Origin of the sequence: Flavicella sediminum, assembly GCF_006381105.1 — a bacterium.
Taxonomy (GTDB): Bacteria; Bacteroidota; Bacteroidia; order Flavobacteriales; family Flavobacteriaceae; genus Flavicella; species Flavicella sediminum.
This window is the reverse complement of record NZ_VDET01000014.1, coordinates 196426-208752: the sequence shown is the minus strand read 5'-3', so window position 1 is coordinate 208752 and position 12327 is coordinate 196426. Positions and strand designations below refer to the sequence as shown.

At 31.5% G+C, this 12327-nt stretch carries 14 protein-coding genes; 12 read left to right on the top strand and 2 right to left on the bottom strand.

All coding sequences use genetic code 11. From position 1 onward, the window contains the following. A partial coding sequence (locus tag FGM02_RS13210) for an integrase core domain-containing protein (RefSeq protein WP_139958861.1) occupies positions 1-319 on the top strand: 319 nt, incomplete at its 5' end. A gap of 122 nt (positions 320-441) precedes the next feature. Here the strand turns inward: FGM02_RS13210 and FGM02_RS13205 are convergent. Beyond that, positions 442-1038 (bottom strand): NAD(P)H-dependent oxidoreductase, encoded by a 597-nt coding sequence (locus FGM02_RS13205; protein WP_139958852.1) that lies wholly within the window; start codon positions 1036-1038, stop codon positions 442-444. Positions 1039-1131: 93 nt separating this feature from the next. Here FGM02_RS13205 and FGM02_RS13200 point away from each other — a divergent pair, with 93 nt between their 5' ends. The 4 genes from FGM02_RS13200 to FGM02_RS13185 all read left to right on the top strand — a co-directional run bounded on the left by FGM02_RS13200 (position 1132) and on the right by FGM02_RS13185 (position 4494). Continuing rightward, on the top strand, positions 1132-2034 hold the full coding sequence (locus tag FGM02_RS13200) for a LysR family transcriptional regulator (protein ID WP_139958851.1): 903 nt from the start codon (positions 1132-1134) through the stop codon (positions 2032-2034). Positions 2035-2626: 592 nt separating this feature from the next. Then, entirely contained in the window at positions 2627-3037 is a 411-nt protein-coding gene (locus FGM02_RS13195; protein ID WP_139958850.1) for a DoxX family protein, read from the top strand. After that, positions 3034-3456 (top strand): DsrE family protein, encoded by a 423-nt coding sequence (locus FGM02_RS13190; protein ID WP_139958849.1) that lies wholly within the window; start codon positions 3034-3036, stop codon positions 3454-3456. Before FGM02_RS13195 ends, FGM02_RS13190 begins: the two co-directional genes overlap by 4 nt. Positions 3457-3462: 6 nt before the next feature. Beyond that, positions 3463-4494 (top strand): TQO small subunit DoxD, encoded by a 1032-nt coding sequence (locus FGM02_RS13185; protein WP_139958848.1) that lies wholly within the window; start codon positions 3463-3465, stop codon positions 4492-4494. Positions 4495-4622: 128 nt separating this feature from the next. Here the strand turns inward: FGM02_RS13185 and FGM02_RS13180 are convergent, their stop codons facing one another. Beyond that, the gene (locus tag FGM02_RS13180; protein WP_139958847.1) at positions 4623-5795 is read right to left on the bottom strand and encodes a helix-turn-helix domain-containing protein; all 1173 of its coding nucleotides are present in this window, start codon (positions 5793-5795) and stop codon (positions 4623-4625) included. A gap of 227 nt (positions 5796-6022) precedes the next feature. Between FGM02_RS13180 and FGM02_RS18215 the strand changes: the two genes are divergently transcribed. From FGM02_RS18215 to FGM02_RS13145, 7 genes are all read left to right on the top strand, one after another. Beyond that, entirely contained in the window at positions 6023-7480 is a 1458-nt protein-coding gene (locus FGM02_RS18215) for a hypothetical protein (protein WP_208021515.1), read from the top strand. Between the two features lie 499 nt (positions 7481-7979). Next, positions 7980-9056 (top strand): glycoside hydrolase family 26 protein, encoded by a 1077-nt coding sequence (locus FGM02_RS13170; protein WP_139958846.1) that lies wholly within the window; start codon positions 7980-7982, stop codon positions 9054-9056. Between the two features lie 93 nt (positions 9057-9149). Then, complete coding sequence (locus FGM02_RS13165) at positions 9150-9713, top strand: Crp/Fnr family transcriptional regulator (RefSeq protein ID WP_139958845.1); 564 nt, start codon at positions 9150-9152, stop codon at positions 9711-9713. Positions 9714-9857: 144 nt separating this feature from the next. Next, entirely contained in the window at positions 9858-10667 is an 810-nt protein-coding gene (locus FGM02_RS13160; protein WP_139958844.1) for a type 1 glutamine amidotransferase domain-containing protein, read from the top strand. Continuing rightward, a complete protein-coding gene (locus FGM02_RS13155; RefSeq protein ID WP_139958843.1) occupies positions 10668-11060 on the top strand; it encodes an ACT domain-containing protein in 393 nt (130 codons plus the stop codon). It begins immediately after the preceding gene. Positions 11061-11070: 10 nt separating this feature from the next. After that, positions 11071-11397: a DMT family transporter gene (locus FGM02_RS13150; protein ID WP_139958842.1), complete on the top strand. Its 327-nt coding sequence runs from the start codon at positions 11071-11073 to the stop codon at positions 11395-11397. A gap of 198 nt (positions 11398-11595) precedes the next feature. Continuing rightward, positions 11596-12177, top strand: a complete 582-nt coding sequence (locus tag FGM02_RS13145) for a YdeI/OmpD-associated family protein (protein ID WP_139958841.1) — start codon at positions 11596-11598, stop codon at positions 12175-12177. Positions 12178-12327 lie beyond the last annotated feature (150 nt).

Below are 12327 nucleotides of genomic sequence, written 5' to 3'. Positions count from 1 at the left end.
ATATTGCAATCCTAAATACACAAAATTTGCTGAAGATAATGGAATGACTATCAGTATGACCGAGCAATACGACCCGTATGAAAACGCTGTTGCTGAAAGGATTAATAGAACTTTAAAATACGAATATGGATTAAAACAAATTATTAAAAACACAAAGCTCGCTCAAAAAATGACCAAACAAGCCGTCTTTATTTATAACAATTTAAGAACACACTATAGCCTGGATCTTAGAAAGCCAGCTGAAGTACATTTAAATCCAAACATCAAATATAAATCCTATAGAAAAAATAATGTAAATTTACCCGAACTTAATATTTAAACAATCAGTAGTTCTAATTCTTTTTTTGCCTTCTAAACGGCTAAAAAAAAGCTTTCGAACGATACTAATTATATCAAAAAAAAGGTCAACCTATACAAGGATAATAAATTGGCAACCAGATACTACAAATTAATCATTAAATCATTTAAAAAAGCACTGTAATTATTCAACTCAAAAGGAACATCTGCATTTTTTTCCATATCGTGAAAATGATGGGTTGCTAATAATTCCATTCCTGTAAAAGCATTCATTCTGTGAAAACCAAACATAACACCTTCATCTACACTTTTTTGATTAAAAAATTCATTCTCTAAAATAAATGCAGCTTTAGGTGCATTCCAACTTGTAGTCAGTATATATTTTTTTCCGTGCATTAAACCTCCTGTTCCGTAATTGATGTTTGGATTTTTTCTACTTCTACCATCACTTGCATAAATTCCATTTTGATGACCTTCCGTAAAAACTTCATCTATATATTTTTTAAATCCAAAAGGGATTTGAAACCACCAAATTGGAGTATGATAAATCACTATATCTGCCCACTTAAATTTTTCAACTTCTTCTTTTACGTTATAATTTTCACCTACTTGCGTAAATTTCACTTCAAACTCCTCACGCGTATCATAATATGAAATCGTATTATTGAAAAGTGTTTCGTTAAATCTTCCTCCAGAATGTGCAAATGGATGACTTCCATTAATTATAAATATATTTTTCATTTGTCTCTTATTTAATTTAAGACAAAATTAAAGCAATATTAACTATTGTAAAAATAACACAAATCATACCTTTGTATCAAAATTTTAATGGATGTGGTGAATTTGGAATGGTACAGAACATTTAAAGAAATATATGAAAACGGAACTTTAACGAAAGCTTCTATTGCTTTATATGCTTCTCAACCTGGAGTTAGTGTACACTTAAATGCTTTAGAAGCTTATGTTGGCAAAAAACTATTTGAACGTACTTCGAGAAAAATGATTCCAACAGAGGATGGGAAATTTTTATATGAATATATTATTGAATCTTTAAAAAAACTTGAAATTGCAGAACAGCATTTTAAAAAAACAACTCAAGAAAAAAATCCATCTCTAAACATTGGAATGTGTTCAGAAATGTTTCAACTTATTATTGAACCCGAAATTCCAAAACTAGACTTTGACCTAGTGGCTAGATTTGGAGCGCATACAGATTTAATAAAAGACCTAAACAATGGTATTTTAGATTTAGTAATCACCCCTAAAAATCAGAATGAAAAAAAATCATTAGTTGAGTATATTCCGTTTTCAAAAGAAAGAATCATTTTAATAGCTGGTAATAAGACAAACACAACTCACATTCAAAACCACATTAAATCAAATAATTTCAACAAGCTAGAAGCCGAACTACTTCAAAATGTTTGGTATAGTTCATCAAACGAAATGGAACATTTTAGACGTTTTTGGTTTGAGAATTTTAATAAGAAACCTGCTTTCAAACCAAACTACATTTTACCAAATATTACTTCCATTATAAGATGTTTAAACAATGGTAACGGACTTGCATTAGTTCCAGATTTTTTATGTCAAGAACAAATTATAAAAAACGAAATAAACTTAGTTTGGGAAGGAAAAGTAAAAACAGAAAATACCTTATATTTTGCCTCAAGAACAGATTTGAAATACAAAAAAGAATTAGATACAATTAAAAATATATTTACATCAAAAATGATATAAACAAAACACCAAATAACTAAAAGCTTTGTGTTTGACTGAGAATCTTAAGATTATCAACTCCCACACTAACTTTATACAAAACCGTTAGCTTTCATTAACAAATTAATAACATAATTCCGAAAAAATTGCATTTATATTTGCAAAGTGAAAGAAAGCTATCAAATAAATAAAATGAATTCAACCTTGTCTATTCTTGGACTTGTGTTGCTACTTTTACTTTCACCTTGTAAGGTTAGGAATTTTATTCAAGCTGAATTAGGTATTCCTCAAACCAAAGTCTTAAACAAGAGTCAGTCTACAATTTCAGAATCAAATTGCCAGACTTTTGAGTTTTCTGAAACTATTCAGACTACAAAACCAAATTTTCAGCAATCTGAATGTCTAATTTCGGAAGCTTCTCATTTTTATTTTGCTTCCTATCTATTCAAGAATTCTTTTAATCTTAATACATCAAGAACCCAACAGGTTTCTGATGTTCCTCTCTATATTCTATATCAGAACCTCAAGGTCTATTCGTAATCGATTTTCTAAATAAGGAAACGTAAAGCAGTTATTATTCCTGCTATATATCAATCAATTACAAATATCTTAAATGAAATTTCAAGAAAAAACACTTGAAGTTAGCTACAAATCTGTAGTTATACTTCGCATTATGCTTAGCCTAATTTTTATAATAGCAAGCACCAATCATTTTTTTAATACCGAAAAAACGGTGAGCAGAATAGAAAATTCCTCAATGGGTTTTATTGGAAATATTCTAGGAACACCAGAAATAGCTGTGATTCTATCAGGAATTATTATGCTAATTGCAGGCATTTCATTACTTCTTGGCTTTAAAACGAAAATGGCCTCAATAGTATTAATAGCCGTTTTAATTCCTATTACGCTAACTGTACAAGTTGGACAAATGACAACGCTAGGTCCACTTTTTAAGAATGTAGCCATACTTGGTGGACTTATTTTTTTTAGTATTAATTCAAACTTAAAAATTCAAAAACAATGAAAAATTCAATCTTATTTATAACAACAATGTTCCTTTTACTATTTGGAACCTCTCAATTACAGGCACAAAATATTAACTCTAAAAAGAATAATTATTTAGTGCTTTCAAAAAACATACAACAACTCAAACCTGTTTTACTAACTGCCAATGAACTGGCAAAAGAAGACGGGAAAAAATATGGAGAGTTTTATGTAATCATTTGTGGTAAAACAGTAAAAGACATTTCAGACAATCCAGATTTTAATGCACTGCTAGAAAAGGCAAAAGCCCAAAAGGTGAAAATTTTTGTATGCGGAATTTCACTTTCAAAATTTAATATAAATCCAGAAACATTGCCGAGTAACCTTGAAATAACACCCAATGGTATTTTATACGGCTTTCAACTAATTAAGAAAGGTTTTTTCACACTTACAATCTAATAAATTATGAAAACAGTAATCATAAAAAATGATGCAGGGCTCTTGGCTCTAGGATTAAGATTAGTAGTAGGTTGGACTTATTTTTCGGCATTTTGGAGAAGAACCGTATTAGTCGACAAATTAGATCCTGAAGTGACTGGTTATATTGGTGAAAAGTTTAACGCTTTTTTGCCCAATGCTTTAGGTATAAAACCTATTATTCAATATATGGTAGAGAACCCAGATGTACTTTGGATAAATATGGTAATATTTACCATTGTCGAAGGTATTGTTGGATTATTTATCATGTTTGGGTTATTCACTCGAATTATGAGTATTGGCGTATTTGGCTTAGCTATGGGTATTCTTCTTGGTTCGGGTTGGATAGGTACAACCTGCTTAGATGAATGGCAAATTGGTGTGTTAGGAATAGCTACAGGTTTTGTTTTGTTCTTAACAGGTAGCGGAAAATATTCTGTAGATAATTATTTAATGAAACACAATTTTGCTTTCACTAAAAAGAAATGGTTTAGATGGTTAGGTTCAGGGATTTTACCAATTAAAGAGCGTATATTTCCTAAGGTAGTATTAATAGGTTCACTATTTATTTTTGGAATGACCCTAATGACCAATCAAGTATTTCACGGTGGTTTATGGGGCCCACTTCATAACAAATCGGTAAAACCAAAATTGGAAATTACAGAAGGTAAAATAGTCAACAACAAACTTTTATTTGATGTGTTTAGAACCGAAGGTGTAGATGTTTATGGTTCTTGGGTTATTAGTATTGAATTATTTGACAATAAAAACAACTCAATTCTGAAATATACCCAAGAAGATTTAGCAACCTTGAACAACAATAGTATCTCAAACTATTATGTTGCCAAAATTAAACCAGGAAAACATAGTTTAATTGTGCCTTTAGGAGCAAAAGCAACGCTGAATTTAGAAAATGAAACTTTATCAAGTTTATCCAAAGGAACATATACGCTTAAAATTACAGACATAAGTGGTTCTTATTGGACACATCAGATAAAAAACAAAAAAGAACTGAGGTAAAAAGCAACTCTTTTCTTCAAAAATATTAGCTTTATTTAACTAGGCTTACAAATTCAAGTAATTGATTCTGTAAGCTTTTTTCCACTATGTCGCTTCTAATTATTAAACCACATTAAAAAAATAATTTATTATTTGTCTAGAATTTCCAATGCGACCAATTTACAGCTCATATCCGTTCGTTGTAAGCCACTGACTTCAAACAATGCATTGAATTTATTTTTTTTATTGGGTAATTTTGAGCCAAATGTTTTTAGCCAATCTTTATTGGTAAAATTACGCAAGGTTGCCATAACTCCTATATCGTTATTCGAGACAAAATAAATGGCCTCTTTTTCCGGACTTATACTTACAAATGAAACCATAGCATACTCAACCTTTCCTTTTGATTCGTGTTTTGTGTTGTAAATTTTTTCCTGTCCTTCAAACTCATATTTAAAGCCATCTTTATATATAGAAAACATCTTGCTATCCTTTAAAAAAAAGGAGCTTGAGATATTCATGGTTTTGTGCTGTCCTATAAATATAATATTATGTTGTTTTATTTCGTTTAAAGTAAGTTGACTTTCTAATTGCAATTTAAAATGCGTATTCATTCCAAGAAACCACTCACTTAATGTATAAATACTATAAGGAGCCATTTTAGACAACAAGGTGAAATCTGTAGTTTTAATGGACCTATCAGGATGCTCTTTTTTAAATTTTAAAAAATCAGCACCATTATTTATTTTGCCATAAATCGTTGCATGTTCTTCTCCATATTGATTTTTAGCCATCAAAACATAGTGATCTGACATCACCACCAAATTATTACTACTGCTTTTAAAGAAATTCCCCCACATGGCAGGAGGTTGATTCAGATAAGCCTTTATTCCAAAAAATAAAAGAATTGCGAAAAGGAAAAGAAAATTAACAGACTTTATATACTTTAATAAAATTTGAATTGTGGGCGAAAACTTATCCTTCTTAAATTTTTCTTTCGTAATAAATTCAAGATTGTACTGCCCTTTCTTAATTTCAAAAATTATTTCATTTTCAATAGTTTGATCAGCATAATATGCCGCTAATTTTTTTCGGAGTTTATACATATAAGTACGTACCGTTCCGTCATTCTTATCGCTTAAATAATTCTTACCAAAAAGGTCTGCCCCAATAGTATATTCCTTAATATCTTCTTTTTGTATTGCTTTTTCAACTAAGTAAGTCAGTAGTCTGGTATAAACTGAAGAATTAACAAAAAGTGGATGAGCACAAAGTTTATCAAGCGCTTCTTTAATAATATTGTTGTCTGTCTTTGATGTCATAGTTACCAAAGATAAACTTTGTATCTAATTTTCCTAGACACAAAACTTCGCATTTTAATCAAATGACATGAAATTAACTTCGATACTAGAATTACTGTTCTAAATGATTCAAATTTAACGGTTAAAACTACAGTGGCTCTCACAGTTACCTTACTGTATCTTTAGGTTTTTAATGTTTTTTTTATGCTTTCATTTGTACATCATTTACATTTTAAAAACATAGAATAATGAACAAAAAAACTATTTTAAAAGTACTAATTGTGTTTAGTATAACAACGCAAGTTGCTATAGCGCAAAGTTTGGGATACAACAATAATCGAATCGCTATTAGTGCCGATGGGAACAACCAGGCAGATAACCATTCCGAAGCCAGATGGCCACGTGCCGATCCTGACGATTGGGGAGGAACACCTGCTGCCTTAGCCATGATTGCTAAGTTAGGCCTTCAAGATCAGCTAGTACATTTTTCATATAATAATTTTATTGATGCACAGCCACATACTACTGAAACGAACTATATGGCAGATGGTGTTAACGAAGCCATTCAACGTTGGGATTTCGATATTTCTCGTTTTTTTGATGTCCCAGAAGACAATACTGCTGCTATAAATCATTTTGCAAATGAATTAAAAAAATCTACCGCTAAAGATCCCTTATATTTTATTCATATGGGACCTTCCGAGTTTTTTTACAGAACAGTCAAGCAAGTTGTTGATGAAGGATATGCAGAAGCTTTAGCGCATGTTTATGTAATTTCACATAGTGGATATAACGACAATCATTTACGCAGATTTGCACACCATACAATGAAGCAGGTTATTGCATTGAGCGGAAATCGCCTTCAGTATAAAAAAATTAAAGATCAAAATGCTTGTAGCAACCCTGAAAAACTTTGGTGTTCAGGTACAAATTTTACGCCCTTCCATTGGATGCGCGACCATACAGATGAAGGGATTCAATTCCTATATAGCAGATTGCAATTTCATCCAGATGGAAAAGGTGCCGATATTTCTGATGCCGGAATGGTTTGGTACCTACTTAAGGGAGATGAAAACGGAAGTCTACCAAAATTCAAAAACTTTATTGGAACTGGTATTGCTACCACACAATGTGTTATTGAAGACAATAATGGATTATTGGTTTTTGAAGCAGAACGTTTTCAATTAAAAGGAAAATGGAAATTAGGTATAGATCCAGAAAAGGCTTCAGGAGGAAAATACATTTATTTTGATGGTCCTAATTCCTATAAAGGTGTAGACATGGCGCATGTTATTTCCTATACTTTCAAAATAAACAAACCAGGAAACTATTCTGTAAAATGGATGATGCGACAACCGGAAGGAGAACGAGGTACAGATAAAGGGAATGATATTTGGATTTATTTTTCGAATGATCTTGGATATGCCAAAGATCTTCAACTGAAACATTTTGAAAAGTTTTATGGACGAAGCAATGACAATTTCACCCTAAATGGTGTCTCAGAAATACATGGTGCAGGGCACGGCTGGCTGACAGCAAAATTCACTAAAGCAGGTACTTATACGCTAAATATTGGCGGACGATCTCATGGTCTTCAAATTGATAAATTCTTATTCTTTAAAGATATGACAGTTGATGAAGCGCAAACACGTATGAATACAATCTCTGAGACTTCAGATTGCAGCACAGTAGAATCTGGAAAGTAATTTTATTATATGGATAATCGCCTTCAATTCTGCGAGACATTCTTATAAAAAAGTAGCTAACAGTTTTGAAGAAATAATATTTATTGCAAAATTTCTAAGTAGTGTTATCATATTAGAAACACTATTCTTGGAAAAAATTGCTGACCGAATGGAGGAACAAGCAAGCAGATTTTATTCTTATAGCCATGAGCTATATGCTTCGGTTGAAATAAAAACATAGATCATTAAACTTTTACAAAAAGGCAGCAAAGAGAATGTTCCTTCAACTCTAATCTACTCCTCATCCTGTTAGAAAGACTTACGAGAAATCGTAGGTCTTCCTTCTTTTTTAAATATTTTACCCAAAGGTTCCTACCTGTTTACTAGGGCACTTATATTTATTTAAGTATTTTTAATCGAAAGCTTAATAAAAATATAGAATGAGGATAAACATAGTGTTTCGCTAAAAAACTAAAGACCATCAACGCACAAACAAAGAAATGTTATTCATAAAAAAAACATGAAATTCAATAGTTTAATTTTTACCATCCTATTTCTTTCATGTAACTACACCCTACTATTTGCACAAAAATTCGAACCAAAAAATGGCCAATGTTATGTGTTTATTGGACAAGATTTAGAAGCTACTGGCGGATTAGATGATTATAACAATGGTTACTCTGATTATTTTGACACTCCTGCTGGTATCACAATCTACACAAATTTAGCTCCTAATAATGAATCTTTTGGTCACTACAATAAAGGCCTTGATGGCTTAAAAACAAAAGCTAATTGGGGAGCAGGAGATTCATGGGCCAATCTTTATCTTCAAAATTCCACATATCAAAATAGCGCATTCGCAATTGGTTTGTCTTTTGTAAATCATGAAAAAGATATTGCAAAAGGAAAACTTGATTACTTAATTATAGAGCTCGCTCATTGGATTAAATCGACCAAACGTCCTGTCTTCTTAAGAGTAGGCTACGAATTTGATGGCTGGGATTGGAATCATTATAAGAAGAAGCATTATCTAAATTCATGGAAAAGATTACACTCTATTTTCCAAACTGAAAAAGTAAATAATGTTGCTTTTGTTTGGCAATCTAAGGGAACAGGCTCTAATCAAAAGGTTTTAGAAGAATGGTATCCTGGTGATGCTTTGGTTGATTGGTGCGCCTACTCCTACTTTGGGCAACCTGATCAAGAAATGATTGTTTTTGCTAGAAAACATAAAAAGCCCGTATTTATTTCTGAAGCCACTCCGGTAAGACAAATAGATAATTTATACTTCGATTCTGATTTAAAAAAAGCAAAACTAGAAAAAACAATATGGAGAGAATGGTTCATACCATTTTTCAAAACAATACATGAAAATTCCGATGTCATAAAAGCCTTCAGTTATATAAATTCTGATTGGGCATCTCAGCCAATGTGGATTGCAAACCCTACCTTTAACAAGGTAGACTCTAGAATTCAAGTTAGCAAATACGTTTCACAAAAATGGAAAGAAGAAATGGAAAAATCAATGTACTTAAATGCATTTGAGGAATTTAGGAATGAGAATCTAAATGAAAAAAAAGGAAAACTCATTAACTAAACACTTCTTTTAAAACATAAAATGATAAATTTGGTACTTTAGAAATAAACTTCAATGCTACGGAAATAGCCAAAGAATAATCAATCCTCATAAATGGAAATACACCAAATTATTGATCATATATATCCTGTGTCAACTAAGTCTAAAAACTTAATTACGGACTCTATTATTGAAACTAAATTTCCAAAAGGACATATTTTATTCAAAGCCAATAAAATTGAAACAAGTATTTATTTTATCAAAAAAGGAATAGCAAGAGCGTATGCCTATTCAGAAGATCATCAAATTACTTTTTGGTTTGGCAAAGAAGGTGATCCTATTGTTTCCATGCAAAATTATGTCAACAATAAAAAAGGCTACGAAGATGTTGAGTTATTAGAAGATTGCGAACTCTACGAATTAAAAACAGAAAAGCTTCAAAAACTATTTTTAGAAGATGTTCAAATTGCAAACTGGGGACGTAAATTTGCTGAACTAGAACTTATAAAATCGGAAGAACGACTTATTGCATTGCAATTTAATACCGCTACCGAAAGGTACTTAGCTCTACTAAAAAATTATCCTAGCATTTTACAACGTGTACAATTATCGCATATTGCCTCTTATTTAGGCATAACCCAAGTTAGTTTAAGTAGAATTAGAGCCCAAATAAAATAAATTTCCTTTTTATCATTTGTTAAATTGTTTCTTCTAAATGTTTAGCAATTTTGTTCTCGTAAATTATTCTTTATGAAAAACTGTAAAATTGTTTTTTACCTTTTTTATAAATGAAAAAAATCTAATTTTAAAATAGACATAAAAATGGCAAACACAGTAAAAATTAAAACACTACTTCTACTCTTATTATTTACAGTTCTTCTTATAGCGTGTACCCCTAAAAAGAAAGCAAATAATTCAACTATAAAAACAGAAACAAAAGCCTTAAAAAAAATATTATTTGTGGTGACAAGCCATGATAAAAAAGGAGATACAGGGAAAAAAACAGGCTACTATTTGGGAGAAGTCTCTCATCCTTGGGATGTATTGCATACTGCTGGTTATGAAATAGATTTCGTTAGTCCAAAAGGAGGAAAAGCTCCTGTTGATGCTTTTGACATGACCGATTCTATCAATAAGAAATTTTGGGATAACGATAGTTATCGCTACAAAGTAGAAAACACAAAAAAACCAAATGAAGTGAATCCAGATGATTATGTGGCCATTCATTATGCAGGTGGTCATGGTGCTATGTGGGATTTAGCAGACAATTTGGAAATTGCAGAAATAGCTAGGAAAATCTACGAAAACAATGGCGTCGTAAGTGCTGTTTGTCATGGACCTTCTGGCTTATTAAACATAAAATTAAGCAACGGATTGTATCTTGTTGATGGTAAAAAAGTAAATGGTTTTACCAATGAAGAAGAAATTAAAGTTCAATTAGAAAATGTGGTTCCTTACTTATTAGAAGATGAATTAAAAGAACGTGGCGCTATTTTCGAAAAATCTGCTGCATTTACCAAACATGTGGTTACTGATCAAAGATTGGTTACTGGTCAAAACCCACAATCGGCACATAGTGTTGGACAGGCTACTTTAGCAGAATTACAAAAACTAACGAAAAGCCTAAAATAAATGAGCGGAGAGAAAAATTTAGAGACGCTTTTAAAATCAATGAAACCAAAACACAATGCAGGTGAATTTGTATTTTGTAAAACCGAAAATTTGGAACAACTAAATTTAAGTCAAATTATAATGACTTTTAAAGAGGAAGAAAGCATGACACTTATTACTGAAAAAAAAGTAGCAGACAAACTAAATTTAGACTACTCTTTTGTGACTTCATGGATCACTCTTACAGTACATTCCTCTTTAGAAGCAGTTGGGTTAACAGCAGCTTTTTCTAAAGCTTTATCAGAAAATGGAATTAGCTGTAATGTTGTTGCGGCATATTATCACGATCATATTTTTGTAGCTAAAAAAGATACTCAAAAGACAATGGAAATTTTAAATAAATTTTCAGAATAAAACATAAGAAATGAATTGGATAATCCTAATAATTGCGGGGCTTTTTGAAGTAGCCTTTGCTGCATGTCTTGGAAAAGCCAAGGAAGCCGTAGGCATTGAATCCACCTATTGGTACATCGGTTTCTTTGCTTGCCTAGCAGCAAGTATGCTTCTCCTTTTAAAAGCTACTCAACAACTTCCTATTGGTACGGCATATGCGGTTTGGACAGGTATTGGGGCTGTTGGAACTGTTTTGATTGGGATTTATATTTTTAAGGAACCCGCAACATTTTGGCGCCTATTTTTTATTTCAACATTAATCATCTCAATTGTGGGTCTAAAGGTCGTTTCACATTAAACAAAAAATAGCTGTTAATTATTTACGCTACTCCTCACTATTTTCATAGATCATAAAGGGGCTAGAGTAAATTTGAGATCAAACATAGAAATGAAAAAAAATAATTGGCAAAATTCATACATTTTTTTACCCTTGACATAGGGCTGTCAGCGTGCTTGTTTACATTTGTATTTAATTATCCTATTGAAACAATAAAAAATGACCAAAAAGGAAATAGAAACATTTTGTCCTATAAGCCGAACAGCATGGAGAAAATGGTTAGCTAAAAACCATCAATCAAAACAGTCTATTTGGCTTGTTTACTATAAATCCTCAACAAAAAAGCCTACTTTAAGTTGGAGTGACGCGGTTGACGAAGCGCTATGCTATGGATGGATTGATAGTACAAAGAAAACTATTGATGCTGAAAGCTATATGCAATACTTCAGTAAAAGGAAACCTAACAGTACATGGTCTAAAATAAACAAAGACAAAGTAAAACTTTTAATTGCAGAAGGATTAATGACTGACGCAGGTTCTAAAAGTATTGAAATTGCAAAAACAAATGGTTCATGGACCATTTTAGACGAAGTGGAAGCTCTTAAAATACCAGAAGATTTACAAGTTGAATTTGAAAAATACAAGGAGGCAAACGACTATTTTAAGGGTTTAAGTAAATCTTCAAAAAAGATACTCTTATATTGGATAGTTTCAGCCAAACGAAAAGAGACCAGAAAAAAAAGAATCGTAGAAATCGCCTTAAATGCAAGTCGGAAGTTGATGCCAAAACAATTTCAATAAAAAAAGTTCCTACTAGCATCATGACTAGCAGAAAAAATTAAGGTTAGTAGCCAGCAATGCTTGAATTTAAAAGGACATTTTTTATGAATATATCAAAGGTTTGTATCCCTTTTCTATGCCACCTATACTAATTTAAGTAATTTTAGATCG

Bases quoted from the DNA above. Each gene is read 5' to 3' on its own strand.
- FGM02_RS13205 (WP_139958852.1), bottom strand. From the start codon at position 1,038: ATGAAAAATATATTTATAATTAATGGAAGTCATCCATTTGCACATTCT.
- FGM02_RS13195 (WP_139958850.1), top strand. From the start codon at position 2,627: ATGAAATTTCAAGAAAAAACACTTGAAGTTAGCTACAAATCTGTAGTT.
- FGM02_RS13190 (WP_139958849.1), top strand. From the start codon at position 3,034: ATGAAAAATTCAATCTTATTTATAACAACAATGTTCCTTTTACTATTT.
- FGM02_RS13185 (WP_139958848.1), top strand. From the start codon at position 3,463: ATGAAAACAGTAATCATAAAAAATGATGCAGGGCTCTTGGCTCTAGGA.
- FGM02_RS13180 (WP_139958847.1), bottom strand. From the start codon at position 5,795: ATGACATCAAAGACAGACAACAATATTATTAAAGAAGCGCTTGATAAA.
- FGM02_RS18215 (WP_208021515.1), top strand. From the start codon at position 6,023: ATGAACAAAAAAACTATTTTAAAAGTACTAATTGTGTTTAGTATAACA.
- FGM02_RS13170 (WP_139958846.1), top strand. From the start codon at position 7,980: ATGAAATTCAATAGTTTAATTTTTACCATCCTATTTCTTTCATGTAAC.
- FGM02_RS13165 (WP_139958845.1), top strand. From the start codon at position 9,150: ATGGAAATACACCAAATTATTGATCATATATATCCTGTGTCAACTAAG.
- FGM02_RS13160 (WP_139958844.1), top strand. From the start codon at position 9,858: ATGGCAAACACAGTAAAAATTAAAACACTACTTCTACTCTTATTATTT.
- FGM02_RS13155 (WP_139958843.1), top strand. From the start codon at position 10,668: ATGAGCGGAGAGAAAAATTTAGAGACGCTTTTAAAATCAATGAAACCA.
- FGM02_RS13150 (WP_139958842.1), top strand. From the start codon at position 11,071: ATGAATTGGATAATCCTAATAATTGCGGGGCTTTTTGAAGTAGCCTTT.
- FGM02_RS13145 (WP_139958841.1), top strand. From the start codon at position 11,596: ATGACCAAAAAGGAAATAGAAACATTTTGTCCTATAAGCCGAACAGCA.